Source organism: Kitasatospora sp. NPDC052896 (assembly GCF_044547075.1).
Lineage (GTDB): Bacteria > Actinomycetota > Actinomycetes > Streptomycetales > Streptomycetaceae > Kitasatospora.
In genome coordinates, this window is sequence record NZ_JBITZU010000011.1 from 100,243 (window position 1) to 117,794 (window position 17,552).

2 protein-coding genes are annotated in these 17,552 nt (G+C 74.5%); one reads left to right on the forward strand and one right to left on the reverse strand.

The window, feature by feature from the left end; translation table 11 throughout:
• Positions 1-6: 6 nt before the first annotated feature.
• Positions 7-1,560 (forward strand): ArnT family glycosyltransferase, encoded by a 1,554-nt coding sequence (locus ACIGXM_RS22655; RefSeq protein ID WP_396563613.1) that lies wholly within the window; start codon positions 7-9, stop codon positions 1,558-1,560.
• A 500-nt stretch (positions 1,561-2,060) separates the two neighbouring features.
• Here the strand turns inward: ACIGXM_RS22655 and ACIGXM_RS22660 are convergent, their stop codons facing one another.
• Positions 2,061-17,528, reverse strand: coding sequence for a type I polyketide synthase (locus tag ACIGXM_RS22660; RefSeq protein ID WP_396563615.1), 15,468 nt, complete (start codon positions 17,526-17,528; stop codon positions 2,061-2,063).
• Positions 17,529-17,552 lie beyond the last annotated feature (24 nt).

A 17,552-nucleotide genomic window follows, 5' to 3' on the forward strand; every position in this document is an offset into this window, starting at 1 on the left:
GGAACCTTGAGCCAAGCAACTGACCCCGCCGCGGTCCCGGCCCCGGCGCCCGCGACGGAGACATCGAATTCCGAACAGCCGCCGGCCGGCTGCGAACCGCTCGCCCTGCGGCCAGTGGCGATCATCGCCGGCATCCTCACCCTGGCGCTGCTGGCGACCAGCGCCAGATACGGCTACTACGGCGACGAGCTGTACTTCCTCGCCGCCGGCAAGCGCCTCGCCTGGGGTTACGCCGACCAGCCGCCGCTGGTGCCACTGCTCTCGCACGTCCTGGACACGCTGGCCCCGGGCAACCTGGTGGTGCTGCGACTGCCCGCCACCCTGCTGAGCGGGGTGGGCGTGGTGCTCTGCGCCCTGATCGCCCGGGAGCTGGGCGGACAGCGGCGAGCCCAACTGCTCAGTGCGGGCGCGTTCGCCGTGTCGCCGATCGTCGTGGTCTTCGGCCACCTGATGATCACCCCGACCCTGGACGTCTTCTTCTGGACACTGATCAGCTGGCTGCTGGTGCGCTGGATCCGACTGCGCGACGACAAGCTGCTGCTCTGGCTCGGCCTGGCAGCGGCGCTGGGTCTGCAGAACAAGTACCTGGTCGGCGTCTTCCTGCTGACCCTGCTCGTCGCGGTGGCCGCGGTGGGCCCGCGCGAGTTGCTCACCCGGCCCGCGCTGTGGGCCGCCGGTGCCTTCACGGTGCTGGTAACGGCGCCGAGCCTGCTCTGGCAGGCCCAGCACGGCTGGCCGCAGTCGCAGATGACCAGCGTGATCGCGGCCGAGGACGACCGCCTCTTCGGCGGTCAGGTCCTCTTCCTGCCACTGGCGTTGGCCTTCGCCGGCTTCCCCCTGATGCTCCTGATGTGCGCCGGCCTGTGGCGGCTGCTGCGGATGGAGGAGCTGCGGACCTACCGCTTCCTCGGCTGGGCCGCAGTGGGTACGACCGCGTTCTTCCTGGTCACCGACGGCCGGGAGTACTACGTCGCCGGGCTGTTCCCGGTGCTCTGGGCGGCGGGCGCGGTCTCGCTACAGCACAGACCGGCCGCTCGCGGCTGGCGCTGGGCGTTCAGCCGGATCGCCTTCGTGATCTCCGCGGTGGTCGCGGTGGCCGAACTGCCGCTCTATCCGCTCGGCTCGGCCACCGGCCCCCTGCAGGCCGTCAACTTCGCGGCCGCCGACACCATCGGCTGGCCGCAGCTCTCCCACACGGTCGCCGCCGCCTACCACGCGCTGCCCGCCGACGAGCAGCGACAGGCGGTGGTCGTGACCGACACCTTCTGGGCCGAGGGCGCACTGGAACGTTACGGTCCGGCCCTCGGCCTGCCGAAGGTCTACAGCCCGCAGCGCGGTGCCTGGTACTTCGGCCCGCCGCCGGACACCGCCGGCGTCGTGCTGTACGTCGGCGGCGACGAGGCCAAGCTGCGCGCCGAGTTCACCACCGTGCGCCAGGTGGGCACCGTCGACAACGGCTACGGGGTGAAGAACTCCGAGCAGGGCAAACAGCTCTGGCTCTGCCAGGACCCGCACACACCGTGGTCCCAACTCTGGCCCTCGCTACGCGAGTTCGCCTGATCAGCAGCCCCCACTTCGGCCCGCCGGCCCGCCCGGCGGGCCGAAGTGCTGCCGTCACGACACCGCGGGCACCGCGACGGGAGTCGACGAGCCGGGCGCCCCTGACAGCCGTGGCCCGCCCTGCGGGAATTCGTGTCGGCACGGAGAGCCGCCGTCGACGACGACGTGCCGTCGACCGCCTCGGCCGACGGTCCGCATCACCCCACTCGACCAGCCGGCTTCGGTGCTGGTAGTTCCGCCGGGCGAACCGCACGGTGCCCCACACGATCCGCTGGCCCGCACCGAAACAACGTGGCCAGGGCGTCGAGCCCCGGCAACGGGTGCGGCCCGCTTCGAACTCCCGTGGCGCGTCGCGCCCACCGCCAGGAGGGACGTCGGCGCGGACGAAGCCGCGCGGCATCCGGCACACCACACGACTGCCCCGCTGGACCGGGACGGTGCTCCGGTCCAGCGGGGCAGTCGGGCTTGCGGGCTACCCGGGGCGCACGCCCCGGGCCTGGTCAGGACAGCCCCAACTCCTCGTCCAGCAGGCTGAAGAGCTCGTCGGCGGTAGCCGACTGGAGTTCGGCGTCGGCGGCCGGGTCGGCCGCCGCAGCGGACTGCGGGCCCTGGCTCTCGGTCCACATCGACAGCAGGGTGCGCAGGCGGGTGGTGACGGTCCGGCGCTCCTCGTCGCCGGCGTCGAGGGTGGAGAGGATCGACTCCAGGCGATCCAGTTCCGCGCCGATCGGGAGGGCCGGTGCGGTGGTCGCCTCGTCCTGGCGGGTCTCCTCGCGCAGGTAGCCGGCCAGCGCCATCGGTGTCGGGTAGTCGAAGATCAGCGTGACCGGCAGCCGCAGCCCGGCCAACGCGCCCAGGCGGTTGCGCAGGTCGACGGCGGTCAGCGAGTCGAAGCCCAGCTCGACGAAGCCGCGCTCCGGCTCGATCGCCCCGGCACTGCCGTAGCCCAGCACCGCGGCCACCTGACCACGCACCAGGTCCAGCAGCAGGCGGTCCCGTTCGGCGTCCGGCAGGCCGCGCAAGCGCTCGGCCAGCGACCGCTCCTCGGCCGCCGCCGGGCCGCGCGTGCCGGCCGGGCCGGCGACCGGGCGGCGAGCCGGGATCCGGACCAGGCCGCGCAGCAGGTGCGGCACCCGCTCGGGATCGCCGTGACCGCGCAGCACCGCCACGTCCATCCGCATCGCCACCAGCGCCGGGTCGTCCTGGCCGTCCGCGAGGTCGAACAGCTCCAGGCCCTCCTTGGGCTGCAGCGGGGCGAACCCGGACCGGGTCATCCGGTCCACGTCCGCCTCGGCCAGACCGCCGGCCATACCATCCGCCGTCGCCCACAGGCCCCAGGCCAGCGAGAGCGCCGTCAGGCCCTGGGCCCGGCGCTGGGTGACCAGCGCGTCCAGGAAGGCGTTGGCCGCCGCGTAGTTCGCCTGCCCCGGGCCGCCGAAGACGCCGGCGACCGAGGAGAAGAGCACGAACGCCGAGAGCTTCTGATCCCGCGTCAGCTCGTGCAGGTTCCAGGCGGCGTCCACCTTCGGGCGCAGCACGGCCTCCACCCGCTCCGGGGTCAGCGCGGCGAGCACCCCGTCGTCCAGCACGCCCGCGGTGTGCACGACCGCGGTCAGCGGCCGGTCCGCCGGCACGGCGGCCAGCAGTACGGCCAGCGCCTCGCGGTCCGCCGCGTCACAGCCGGCGATCTCCACCTCGGCCCCCAACTCGGCCAGCTCAGCGCTGAGTTCAGCCGCGCCCGGGGCGTCGGCACCGCGCCGGCTGGTGAGCAGCAGACGCCGCGCGCCGTGCTCGGTCACCAGGTGCCGGGCCACCAGCGCACCCAGCGCCCCGGTGCCGCCGGTGACCAGGACCGTCCCGGACGGATCCAGCGACAGCGTCCGCTCGACCGGCTCGGCCGCCACCCGGCCGAGCCGGAAGGCGTGCACATCCCCGCCGCGGACGGCGAGTTGGGGCTCACCACTGGCCAGAGCGGTCGCGAGGGCAGTCTGCGGGTCGGCCTCATCGTCCAGGTCGACCAGCACGATCCGACCGGGGTTCTCGGTCTGTGCGGAGCGCAGCAGCCCCCAGGCGGCGGCGTGGGCCAGGTCGGTGACACCCGCGTCCGCACCGGTCGCCACCGCACCCCGGGTGAGCACCACCAACGGCGTGTCGGCGAGCCGGTCCTCGGCCAGCCAGGCCTGCGCCAGCGCCAGCACCCGGTTCACGGTCGCCCGCACCACCCCGGGCACGTCCGCCACGGAGTCGTCCGAAGCGAAGCACGGGACGACCACCGCCTCGGGCAGCTCCCCACCCGCCAGCAGCGCGTCGAGGTCGCCGAACACCGGGAGACCCAGGGCCGGGGCGTCATCGCCCAGCGCCGCCCAGCGCCCGGTCACCAGATCGCCCGCGGCCGGCAACGCCACCCACTCCGGACGGAACAGCGACTCGTGGAACGCCGCCCGCGCGGCCCGCAACTGCTCCGCCGACACCGCCCGCAGCACCAGCGCGTCCACCGACGCCACCGGCCGCCCGGACTCGTCCGCCAGCTCCAACGACACCCCGTCCGACCCGACCGGCGCCAACCGCACCCGCAGCGCCGAAGCACCGGTGGCGTGCAGTCGCACCCCGCTCCAGGAGAACGGCAGCCGGGCCCGGCCGGCGTCCTGGTCGGCCTGCGCGACGACTCCGCCCAGGCCGACGCCGTGCAGGGCAGCGTCCAGCAGCGCCGGGTGCAGGCCGAACGGCGTGCCGTCCAGTTGCTGCGTGCCCAGGCCCGGCTCGGCCGGCGCCGGCTGGATCTCGGCGAACACCTCCCCGTCACGGCGCCAGGCCCGGCGCAGGCCCTGGAAGACCGGGCCGTACTCCAGACCGGCCGCCGCCGCACCTTCGTAGAGACCGGTGGTGTCGACCGGCTCGGCGCCGGCCGGCGGCCACTCGCCGAGGTCGAAGCCGGCCGGCCGCGCACCGGAGGCGAGCAGACCGGTCGCGTGCCGGGTCCACGGCTCCTCGGCCGGGACGTCCTCGTGGCGCGAGTGCAGGGTCAGCGGACGGCAGCCGGACTCGTCCAGCTGGCCGACCGTGATCCGCAGCAGCACCCCGCCGCGCTCGGGCAGGACCAGCGGCGCGGCCAGCGTGAGTTCCTCCAGCAGGTCGCAGCCGACCTGCTCGCCCGCACGCACGGCCAGCTCGACGAAGGCCGTGCCCGGCAGCAGCACCGAGCCCATCACGGCGTGGTCGGCCAGCCACGGCTGGGTGGAGAGCGCGATCCGACCGGTGAACACGAAGCCACCGGAGTCCGGCAGTTCGACCGCCGCACCGAGCAGCGGGTGACCGGTCGGCTCGACACCGACCGTGGCCAGGTCGCCGACGGAGATGCCCATGTCCAGCCAGTAGCGGTCCTTCTGGAAGGCGTAGGTGGGCAGGTCGACCCGCCTGGCGTCGGTGCCCGCGAAGACGGCCGGCCAGTCGAGCCGGACCCCGCGCACGTACAGCTGGGCCAGACCCGCGGTGAACGTCTCCACCTCCGCACGGTCGCGGCGCAGCACCGGCGTGAACACCGCGTCCTCGGTCACGCACTCCTGCCCGAGCGCGGAGAGCGTCCCGTCCGGCCCCAACTCCAGGAACGTCCGAACGCCCTCGCCCTCCAGGGCCCGCAGGGCATCGGCGAAGCGCACCGCCTCGCGGACGTGGCGCACCCAGTACTCGGGCGAGGTCAGGTCCGCGACCTGGTCGAGCGTCGAGACGATCGGGATCTTCGGCTCGTGGAACTCCAACCCCTCGGCCACCGCACGGAACTCGGCCAGCATCGGGTCCATCAGCGGCGAGTGGAACGCGTGGCTCACCGTCAGGCGCTTGGTCTTGCGACCCTCGGCGGCCAGCTTCTCGGCCACCTCCAGGACGGCCGCCTCGGCACCCGAAATCACCACCGAGGACGGCCCGTTGACGGCGGCGAGGCCCAACTCGGCCTCCCGACCGGCCAGCAGCGGCAGCACCTCGTCCTCGGCCGCCTGCACCGCCACCATCGCACCACCGGCAGGCAGTTGCTGCATCAGCCGACCACGCGCCGCCACCAGCTTCGCCGCGTCCGCCAGCGACAACACACCCGCCACGTGCGCGGCCGCGATCTCACCGATCGAGTGACCCGCCAGGAAGTCCGGCTTCACACCCCACGACTCGACCAGCCGGAACAGCGCCACCTCGAGCGCGAACAACGCCGGCTGCGTGCGGGCCGTCTCGTCGATCCGCTCGCCCCCGAAGACCACCTCGCGCAGCGGCAGTTCCAGCTCCGCGCACACTGCGTCGAAGGCCGCCGCGAACACCGGGAACGAGCCGTACAACTCGGCGCCCATCCCGGCCCGCTGACTCCCCTGGCCGGTGAAGAGGACGGCGGTCCGCCCACCAGTGACCGACCCCTGCACCAGGCCCGCGGTGGCCGCCGCCTCGCCCGCCGCCAGCGCGTCCAGTCGCCGCGACAGCGCCTCGCGGTCACCGGCGACCAGCACCGCGCGCTGCTCCAGGGCGGTACGCGTGGTCGCCAGCGAGTAGCCGACGTCGACCGGCCGCAACTCGGGCCGTTCCGTCAACAGCGCGCGCAACCGTGCGGCCTGCGCCCGGAGCGCCGGCTCACCCTTGGCCGACAGCACCCAGGGCACCACCCCCGCCGGGGCTCCCGACTCCGCCGGCTCTCCCCCAGCCACGGGGGTCCCGGCCGAAGGCTGGGGGAGGCTGGGAGATGCCCCCACGACGGCCTCCGGCGCCTGCTCCAGCACGGTGTGCGCGTTGGTGCCGCTGATGCCGAAGGACGAGACCGCGACCCGGCGCGGCCGGCCGGTCTGCGGCCACTCCCGCGCCTCGGTGAGCAGCTCCACCGCACCCGCCGCCCAGTCGACCTGCGGCGACGGCTCGTCCACGTGCAGGGTCCGCGGCAGCACGCCGTGCCGCATGGCCATCACCATCTTGATCACACCGGCGACGCCGGAGGCCGCCTGGGTGTGGCCCAGGTTGGACTTCACCGAGCCCAGCCAGAGCGGCCGGTCGGCGGAGTGCTCGCGCCCGTACGTGGCCAGTAGCGCCTGCGCCTCGATCGGGTCGCCCAGCGAGGTCCCCGTCCCGTGCGCCTCCACCGCGTCGACCTCGTCGGCCGTGACGCCCGCGTTGGCCAGCGCCGCGCGGATCACCCGCTGCTGCGACGGACCGTTCGGCGCGGTCAGACCGTTGCTCGCGCCGTCCTGGTTGACCGCCGAGCCACGCACCACCGCCAGCACCGGGTGCCCGTTGCGCCGCGCGTCCGACAGCCGCTCGACCAGCAGCATGCCCGCGCCCTCGCCCCAGCCCGTGCCGTCCGCCGCGGCCGCGAAGGACTTGCAGCGCCCGTCGGCCGAGAGCCCGCGCTGCCGGCTGAACTCCACGAACGTGCCGGGGGTGAACATGACGGTGACACCGCCGGCCAGCGCCATGGTGCACTCGCCGCTGCGCAGCGCCTGCACCGCCAGGTGCAGGGCCACCAGCGAGGACGAGCAGGCGGTGTCCACGGTCACCGCCGGCCCCTCCAGCCCGAAGGTGTAGGCGACGCGTCCGGAGACGACGCTGCTGGAGCTGCCGGTACCGAGGTAACCCTCGACCTCGTCGGGAGCGGCCCGCAGCCGGGTGCCGTAGTCGTGGTACATCACGCCCGCGAAGACGCCGACGGACGTGCCGCGCATGGTCACCGGGTCGATGCCGGCCCGCTCGAAGGCCTCCCAGGTGGTCTCCAGCAGCAGGCGCTGCTGCGGGTCCATGGCCAGCGCCTCGCGCGGCGAGATCCCGAAGAACGCCGGGTCGAAGTAGCTGGAGTCGTGCAGGAACCCGCCCTCGCGGGTGTACGAGGTGCCGGGGGTGTCCGGGTTCGGGTCGTACAGGGCGTCGAGGTCCCAGCCGCGGTCGGTGGGGAAGGTCGAGATCCCGTCGCGTTCCTCGGCGATCAGCCGCCACAACTCCTCGGGCGAGCTCACCCCGCCCGGGTAGCGGCAGGCCATCGCGACGATGGCGATCGGGTCGTCGACGTCGCTCGCCGCCCGTGCGGTCACCGACTCAGGGCTGAACTCCTCCAGCCCACCCAGCAGTTCGTCGCGCAGATGGCCGGCGAGTGCGGTCGGGTTGGGGTAGTCGAAGATCAGCGTCGCGGGCAGCCGCAGGCCGGTGGCCGTGGCCAGCTGGTTGCGCAGCTCGACCGCGGTGAGCGAGTCGAAGCCCAGCTCCTTGAACGCCCGTTCGGCGTCGACGGCTTCGGCACCGGCGTAGCCGAGGACCGCGGCGATCTGCCGGCGGACCAGGTCGAGCAGCGCCTGCCGCTGCTCGGCGACGGCCAGCGGGGCGAGCCGGCCGACCAGCTCGGACTCGCCGGAGGCCGCACCCACGCCCGCGGACTCCACGGCCCGGCGCAGCGGGACGCGAACCAGCCCACGCAGCAGCGGGGGCAGCGGCCCGGCCGCGGCCTGTGCCCGCAGGGTGGCGGTCCGGATGTGCATCGGCACCAGGACGGCGTCCTCGCTCCGGACCCGCAGCGCGGCGTCGAAGAGCGCCACGCCCTCGGCCGAGCTGAGCGCCCCGAGGCCCGAACGCTCCATCCGGGCACGGTCGTTGTCGTCAAGGTGGCCGCTGACTCCACTGCTCTGCGCCCACAGCCCCCAGTCCAGCGAGGTCGCCGGCAGCCCCGCCGAACGGCGGTGCCCGGCGAGCGCGTCCAGGAAGGCGTTGGCCGCCGCGTAGTTGCCCTGACCGGGACCGCCGAAGAGGCCGGCGGCCGAGGAGAAGAGCACGAACGCCGACAGGTCGAGTCCGGCAGTCAACTCGTGGAGGTGCCAGGCCCCTTCGACCTTGGGTCGCAGCACGCGCTCGACCCGCTCCGGGGTGAGCGCGGAGAGCACGCCATCGTCGGTGATGCCCGCGGTGTGGACCACCGCCGTCAGCGGACGCCGCAAGGAGCCCAACAACTCGGCCAGCGCCGCCCGGTCGGCCACGTCACAGGCCGCGATCTCCACCTCGGCACCCAACTCAGCCAGCTCGGCGCGGAGTTCGGCCGTACCAGGTGCTTCTGCGCCGCGTCGGCTGGTGAGCAGCAGACGCCGGACACCGTGCTCGGTCACCAGGTGCCGGGCGAGCAGCGCGCCGAGCGCGCCGGTGCCGCCGGTGACCAGGACGGTCCCCTCAGACCCGAACACGGGAGCCTCGGCCGCCGAAACCTCCACCCGGGCCAGCCGCAGCGCGTGCGGCACGCCCCGGCGGATCGCCAGCTGCGGCTCCTCCGCCGTCAAGGCGGCGGTCAGCGCCGACCGCGACGCGGCGTCCTCGTCCGAGTCCACCAGGACGATCCGACCGGGGTTCTCGGTCTGTGCGGAGCGCAGCAGCCCCCAGGCGGCGGCGTGGGCCAGGTCGGTGACACCCGCGTCCGCACCGGTCGCCACCGCACCCCGGGTGAGCACCACCAACGGCGTGTCGGCAAGCCGGTCCTCGGCCAGCCAGGCCTGCGCCAGCGCCAGCACCCGATTCACGGTCGCCCGCACCACCCCGGGCACGTCCGCCACGGAGTCGTCCGAAGCGAAGCACGGGACGACCACCGCCTCGGGCAGCTCCCCGCCCGCCAGCAGCGCGTCGAGGTCGCCGAACACCGGGAGACCCAGGGCCAGGGCGTCATCGCCCAGCGCCGCCCAGCGCCCGGTCACCAGGTCGCCCGCGGCCGGCAACGCCACCCACTCCGGACGGAACAGCGACTCGTGGAACGCCGCCCGCGCGGCCCGCAACTGCTCCGCCGACACCGCCCGCAGCACCAGCGCGTCCACCGACGCCACCGGCCGCCCGGACTCGTCCGCCAGCTCCAACGACACCCCGTCCGACCCGACCGGCGCCAACCGCACCCGCAGCGCCGAAGCACCGACCGCGTACAGCGACACGCCGGTCCAGGAGAACGGCAGCCTGCCCTGCCAGTCGGTGTCGGCAGCGGCAGCCAGGCCGAGGGCGTGCAGGGCGGAGTCGAGCAGCGCCGGGTGCAGCCCGAACAGGCCGGCGTCGGCCTCCGCCTGCTGCGGCAGGCGCACCTCGGCGAAGACCTCGCCGTCGCGGCGCCAGGCCCGGCGCAGGCCCTGGAAGACCGGGCCGTAGTCGAAGCCCAGCTCGATCAGGTCCTGGTAGCGGCCGTCCAGCTCGATCTCGGTCGCGCCGGCCGGCGGCCACTCCTCCAGACCGAGGTCGGAGCCGGCCGGCCGCGCACCGGAGGCGAGCAGACCGGTCGCGTGCCGGGTCCACGGCTCCTCGGCCGGGACGTCCTCGCGACGCGAGTGCAGGCTGAGCGCACGGCGGCCGGTCGGGTCCGCCGCCGCCACGGTGAGGCGCAGCTGCACCCCGCCCTGCTCGGGCAGGACCAGCGGCGCGGCCAGCGTGAGTTCCTCCAGCAGGTCGCAGCCGACCTGCTCGCCCGCACGCACGGCCAGCTCGACGAAGGCCGTGCCCGGCAGCAGCACCGAGCCCATCACGGCGTGGTCGGCCAGCCACGGGTGGGTGGAGAGCGCCAGCCGGCCGGTGAACACGAAGCCACCGGAGTCCGGCAGTTCGGCCGCCGCGCCGAGCAGCGGGTGGTCGGTCGCGCCGAGACCGGCCATGGTGACGTCTCCGGCGCCCAGCGCCGGGACGTCGGGCCAGTAGTGCTCGCGCTGGAAGGCGTAGGTGGGCAGGTCCACCCGGCGGGCGCCCTGGCCGGCGAAGACCGCCTCCCAGTCCACGGGCACGCCCTGGACGTACGCCTGGGCGAGGGCGCCGGTCAGCGTGCGCACCTCCGGACGGCCCGCGCGCAGCGCCGCCGCGAACACCGCCGGCTCGGCCACGCACTCCGGCCCGAGAGCGGACAGCACCCCGTCCGGGCCCAGCTCGACGAAGGTGGTGACGCCCTGGGTCTCCATCGTGCGCACCGCGTCGCGGAACCGGACGGCCTCGCGGACGTGGCGCACCCAGTACTCGGGCGTGGTCAGGTCCGCGGCCTGGTCGAGGGTCGAGACGATCGGGATCTTCGGCTCGTGGAACTCCAACCCCTCGGCCACCGCACGGAACTCGGCCAGCATCGGGTCCATCAGCGGCGAGTGGAACGCGTGGCTCACCGTCAGCCGCTTCGTCTTGCGACCCTGCTCCGCCAGCTTGCCGGCAACCGCCAGCACCGCCGCCTCGGCACCCGAAATCACCACCGAGGACGGCCCGTTGACCGCCGCGATCCCCAACTCGCCGGACAGCAGCGGCAGCACCTCGTCCTCGGACGCCTGCACCGCCACCATCGCACCACCGGAAGGCAGTTGCTGCATCAGCCGACCACGCGCCGCCACCAACTTCGCCGCGTCCGCCAGCGACAACACACCCGCCACATGCGCGGCCGCGATCTCACCGATCGAGTGACCCGCCAGCACGTCCGGCCGCACACCCCACGACTCCAACAGCCGGAACAGCGCCACCTCGAGCGCGAACAGCGCCGGCTGCGCGTAGCCGGTCCGGTGGATCAGGTCACCCTCGGTCGCGAACAGGAGGTCCCGCAGCGGGTGGTCCAGGTGCTGGTCCAGGTGCGCGAAGACCTCGTCCAGCGCATCCGCGAAGACCGGCTGGGTGTCGTACAACTCCGCGCCCATGCCAAGGCGTTGGCTGCCCTGGCCGGTGAAGAGGAAGGCCGTCCGGCCCAGCCCGGCGGTACCCTCGACCAGCCCCGGCGCTTCCTCCCCCGCGGCCAGCGCGGTCAGCGCCCGCAGGTGGCCCGTCAGGTCCGCCGCCACCACCACGGCCCGGCGCTCCAGCGCGGCCCGGGTGGTCGCCAGCGAGTAGCCGACGTCGACCGGGCGCGCCTCGGGCTGCTCCGTCAGCTGGGCGCGCAACCGCTCCGCCTGCGCCCGGAGTGCTCCCGCGTCGCGCGCGGACAGCGGCCACGGCACCACCGGCGCCGTCACGGTCGCCTCGACGACCGACTCTCCCCCGGCCATGGGTGCCCCCACGGCGGCTTCCGGCCCCTGCTCGACGATCACATGCGCGTTGGTGCCGCTGACGCCGAAGGACGACACCGCCGCCCGGCGCGGCCGGCCGGTCTCCGGCCACTCCCGCGCCTCGGTCAGCAGCTCCACCGCACCCGCCGACCAGTCCACCTGCGGCGACGGCTCGTCCACGTGCAGGGTCCGCGGCAGCACACCGTGCCGCATCGCCAGCACCATCTTGATGATCCCCGCCACGCCGGCCGCGGCCTGGGTGTGCCCGATGTTGGACTTCACCGACCCCAGCCACAGGGGGTGTTCACGGTCCTGGCCGTAGGTGGCGAGCAGCGCCTGCGCCTCGATCGGGTCACCCAGCGAGGTACCCGTGCCGTGCGCCTCGACCGCGTCCACCTCACCGGCGGTCAGCCCGGCCGAGGCCAGCGCCTGCCGGATCACCCGCTGCTGGGACGGACCGTTCGGCGCCGTCAGGCCGTTGCTCGCGCCGTCCTGGTTGACCGCGCTGCCCCGCACGATCGCCAGCACCGGGTGCCCGTTGCGCTCGGCGTCGGAGAGCCGCTCGACCAGCAGCATGCCGACGCCCTCGCCCCAGCCGGTACCGTCCGCCGCCGCCGCGAAGGCCTTGCACCGGCCGTCGGCGGCCAGACCACGCTGCCGGCTGAAGTCGATGAACGCGCCGGGGGTGGACATCACGGTGACACCACCGGCCAGCGCCAGCGAGCACTCGCCGGCCCGCAGCGCCTGGATCGCCCAGTGCAGTGCCACCAACGAGGACGAACAGGCGGTGTCCACGGTCACCGCCGGGCCCTCCAGGCCGAGCACGTAGGAGACGCGCCCGGACATCACGCTGGCCGCGTTGCCGGTGCCGAGGAAACCCTCGGAGCCGTCCGGCGCGCTCAGGATGAGCGGCAGGTAGTCCTGGCCGTTGGTGCCGGTGAAAACGCCCGTCCGGCTGCCGCGCAGGCCGGACGGGTCAATGCCGGCCCGCTCGAACGCCTCCCAGGAGGTCTCCAGCAGCAGCCGCTGCTGCGGGTCCATCGCCAGCGCCTCACGCGGCGAGATCCCGAAGAAGCCGGGGTCGAAGGCGCCGGCATCGGCCAGGAAGCCGCCCTCGCGGACGTAGGAGGTGCCGGGGTGCTCGGGGTCGGGGTCGTACAGGGCGTCCAGGTCCCAGCCACGGTCGTCCGGGAACCCGGCGAGCGCGTCCGTGCCGGCGGCCAGCAGCCGCCAGAGCGCCTCGGGCGTGCTCACGCCGCCGGGGAAGCGACAGGCCATGCCGACGATGGCGATCGGATCGTCGTCGTCCGGCCGGCCCGGGACCGCCGCGTCCGAGGCGGTCTCCGGTGCGGAGCCCAGGAGTTCGGCGCAGAGCAGGTCGGCGAGCGCGGTGGCGTTGGGGTAGTCGAAGACCAGGGTCGCGGGCAGTCGCAGGCCGGTGAGCGCGGCGAGCAGGTTGCGCAGCTCGACCGCGGTCAGCGAGTCGAAGCCCAACTCGCGGAAGGCACGGGCCGGTTCGACGGCGTCCAGGTCCGAGTAGCCGAGCACGGCGGCGACCTGGGCGCGGACGAAGTCCAGTGCGAGGCGGCCGCGTTCGCCCTCGGTGGCGGCGGACAGCCGCTGCCGCAGCGAGGAACTGTCGGCCTGCTCGCCGTACTCCGCCTCCGCGTCCGCCAACGCCTGCACCGCCTCGGGCAGTTCGGCGAAGAGGGTGCTGGGCCGGATCGCGGTGTACTGGGGTGCGAAGCGGTCCCAGAGCACGTCCACCACGAGCGAGAAGGTCTCGTCGTGGTCCAGCGCGTGCTGCATCGCGGCGATCGCGAGCTCGGGCGCCAGGGCCGGCACGCCGCCACGGCGCAGGCGCTCGGTGACCACGTCGTCCACCGCCATGCCGCCCTCGGCCCAGGCACCCCAGGCCATCGTGGTGGCGGGCAGGCCGGCGGCCCGGCGCTGCTCGGCGAGCGCGTCCAGGAACGCGTTGGCGGCGGCGTAGTTGGCCTGGCCGGGGCCACCGAAGGTGCCGGCGAAGGAGGAGAACAGCACGAACGCCGACAGGTCCAGCCCGCGGGTCAGCTCGTCCAGGTTGACGGCCGCGTCCACCTTGGGCCGCAGCACGCCGGCCAGCCGCTCCGGGGTCAGCGCGTCCAGCACACCGTCGTCCAGCACACCGGCCGCGTGCACCACGGTGGTCAGCGGGTACTCGGCGGGCAGCGCCGCCAGCAGCTCGGCGAGCGCGGCGCGGTCGGCGACGTCGCAGGCGGCGACGGTCACCCGGGCGCCCAGCGCGGTCAGCTCGGCCTCCAGCTCGGCCACGCCGGCGGCGCCGCGGCCGCGCCGGCTGGTCAGCACCAGGTGCTCGGCTCCGGCCCGGGCCAGCCAGCGGGCGACGTGGGCGCCGAGCGCGCCGGTGCCACCGGTCACCAGCGCCGTGCCGCGCGGGGTCCAGCCCTGCGCCGGGGCCTCGCCGCGCGGCGCGCGCAGCAGCCGGCGGGCCAGGATGCCGGAGGGACGGATCGCCAGGTGGTCCTCGTCGCCGAGGCCACCGAGCACGGCGGCCAGCCGGCCGAGCGCGCGCTCGTCGGCCGTCTCGGGCAGGTCGACCAGGCCGCCCCAGCGCTCGGGGTACTCCTGCGCCACGACCCGGCCCAGGCCCCAGATCTGCGCCTGGCCCGGGTGCTCCAGCCGGTCGGAGCGGCCGGTCGAGACGGCGCCGCGGGTGGCGCACCACAGCGGTGCCTCGATGCCGGCGTCCCCGAGCGCCTGGACCAGGGCCAGGGTGCCGGTGAGGGCGGCGGGCACCGAGGGGAGGCCGGGGTGCGCGCTGTCGTCCAGCGCGACCAGGGAGAGCACTCCGTCGACCGGCTGCCCCTCCTCGGGCAGCGCGGCGCGCAGCCGCTCGGCCAGCGCCGCCCGGTCCGCGGTCGCCGCGTCGAACTCGACCCACCGGACGGTCGCACCGCGCTGGGACAGCGCCCGGCCGGCGGCGGCCGGCCACTCGTGCTCCCGCTGCCCGGCCGGAACCACCAGCACCCAGTGGCCCGCGACCGCCGCGCGCGGCGCCTCGGTGGTCGGCCGCCAGCCGATCCGGTAACGCCAGCCGTCCACGGTGGAGCGGTCGCGGCTCTGCCGGCGCCAGGCGGTCAGCGCGGGCAGCACCGAGCTCAGCGGCTGGTCGCCGTCCAGGTCCAGGGTGGTGGTGAGAGCCTGCAGGTCGCCGCGCTCGACGGCCTCCCAGAACCGGGCGTCCACCGCGTCGGTGCCGGCCGGGCCGGCCGTCGCGGTCTCGGCCCAGGCGGCGGCGGTCGGCCAGTAGCGGCGGTGCTGGAAGGCGTAGCTGGGCAGGTCCACCCGGCGGGCGCCGAGGCCGGCGTAGTACGCCCGCCAGTCGACGGTCGCGCCGCGCACCTGGACCTGGGCGAGGGCGGTGGTCAGTGTCCGGGTCTCGGGACGGTCACCGCGCAGCACCGGCGCGAACACCGCGTCCCCGCTCACGCACTCCTGGCCGAGCGCGGAGAGCGTCCCGTCCGGCCCCAACTCCAGGAACGTGCGGACGCCTTCGGCCTCCAACGCCGCGATCGCGTCGCGGAACCGGACGGCCTCGCGGACGTGGCGCACCCAGTACTCGGGCGAGGTCAGGTCCGCGGCCTGGTCGAGGGTCGAGACGATCGGGATCTTCGGCTCGTGGAACTCCAACCCCTCGGCCACCGCACGGAACTCGGCCAGCATCGGGTCCATCAGCGGCGAGTGGAACGCGTGGCTCACCGTCAGCCGCTTCGTCTTACGACCCTGCTCCGCCAGCTTGCCGGCAACCGCCAGCACCGCCGCCTCGGCACCCGAAAGCACCACCGAGGACGGTCCGTTGACCGCCGCGATCCCCATCTCGCCGGACAGCAGCGGCAGCACCTCGTCCTCGGACGCCTGCACCGCCACCATCGCACCACCGGCCGGCAGCGCCTGCATCAACCGACCACGCGCCGCCACCAGCTTCGCCGCGTCCGCCAGCGACAACACACCCGCCACGTGCGCGGCCGCGATCTCACCGATCGAGTGACCCGCCAGGAAGTCCGGCTTCACACCCCACGACTCGACCAGGCGGAACAGCGCCACCTCGACGGCGAAGAGCGCGGGCTGGGTGCAGCCGGTCTCGTCGATCCGCTCACCCGCGAAGACGACATCCTTCAGCGACCGGTCCAGGTGCCCGTCCAGCTCCGCGCACACGGCATCGAACGCCTCGGCGAACACCGGGAACGAGCCGTACAACTCGGCACCCATCCCGGCCCGCTGACTCCCCTGCCCGGTGAAGAGGAACGCCAGCCGCCCCTCGGCCACCGAGCCGCGGACGACGTTCGCCGCCGGCTCACCCGATGCCAGCGCACCCAGCCCGCGCAGGAACTCCTCGCGCCCGCCGGCCACCAGCACGGCCCGGCGCTCCAGCGCCGCCCGGCCGGTCGCCAACGAGTGGCCCACGTCGAGCGGTTCGAGCCCGGGCTCGGCCTCCAGCCGCTCCCGCAACCGAGCCGCCTGGGCGCGCAGTGCCTCCTCGCTCCGGCCGGCCAGCGGCCAGGGCAGCACGGCGGGCGCCGGGACCGCCGACTCGGCGCCCGTCTCCGGCTCCTCGTCGGTGGGTGGCTGCTCGATGATGGTGTGCGCGTTGGTGCCGCTCATCCCGAACGAGGAGATGCCCACCCGGCGCGGCTGCCCGGTCTCGGGCCAGGGTCGGGCCTCGGTGAGCAGTGAGACCGCCCCGGCCGACCAGTCGACGTTCCGGGTCGGCTCGTCCACGTGCAGGGTCTTGGGCAGCACGCCGTGCCGGATCGCCATCACCGTCTTGATCACCCCGGCGACGCCGGCGGCGGCCTGGGTGTGCCCGATGTTGGACTTCAACGAGCCCAGCCACAGCGGGCGCTCACGGTCCTGACCGTAGGTGGCGAGCAGCGCCTGGGCCTCGATCGGGTCACCCAACCGGGTCCCCGTGCCGTGCGCCTCGACGGCGTCCACCTGGTCGGGGGTCAGCCGGGCGCTGGCCAGCGCCTGGAGGATGACCCGCTGCTGGGACGGGCCGTTCGGGGCGGTCAGGCCGTTGCTGGCGCCGTCCTGGTTGACCGCCGAGCCGCGCACGATCGCCAGCACCGGGTGCCCGTTGCGCCGCGCGTCGGAGAGCCGCTCGACCAGCAGCATGCCGGCGCCCTCGGCCCAGCCGGTGCCGTCGGCGGCGTCCGCGAAGGACTTGCAGCGGCCGTTGGCCGCCAGCCCGCGCTGGCGGCTGAAGTCGACGAAGGTGCCCGGGGTGTTCATCACCGTGACACCGCCGGCCAGTGCCAGCGAGCACTCGCCGTTGCGCAGCGCCTGCACCGCCAGGTGGAGCGCCACCAGGGAGGACGAGCAGGCCGTGTCCACCGTCACCGCCGGGCCCTCCAGGCCCAGGCTGTAGGCGATCCGGCCGGAGACGACGCTGGCCGCGTTGCCGGTGCCAAGGTAGCCCTCGACGTCGTCCGCGGAGTTCAGCAGGACGGCCAGGTAGTCCTGACCGCTGGTCCCGGCGAAGACGCCGACCCGGCTGCCGTGCACCGACAGCGGGTCGATGCCGGCCCGCTCGAACGCCTCCCAGGACGTCTCCAGCAGCAGCCGCTGCTGCGGGTCCATCGCCAGCGCCTCACGCGGGCTGATGCCGAAGACGGTCGGGTCGAAGTGGGCGAGGTCGTGCAGGAAGCCACCCTCGCGGGTGTACGAGGTGCCCGGGTGGTCCGGGTCCGGGTGGTAGAGCGCCTCGACGTCCCATCCGCGGTCGGCCGGGAACTCGGACATCGCGTCCCCGCCGGCGGCGACCAGCTGCCACAGCTCCTCGGGCGAGGCCACCCCGCCCGGGAACCGACAGCTCATGGCGACGATGGCGATCGGTTCCTGGTCCTTGGCCTCCACCTCGCGCAGCCGCAACCGGGTCTGGTGCAGATCGGCCGTCACCCGCTTGAGATAGCCGCGGAGTGTCTCTTCATTCGCCATTTAACGTGACCTCTTTACGGCGTT

Coding starts and splice junctions, on each gene's coding strand:
- ACIGXM_RS22660 (WP_396563615.1), bottom strand. CDS start 17,528: ATGGCGAATGAAGAGACACTCCGCGGCTATCTCAAGCGGGTGACGGCC.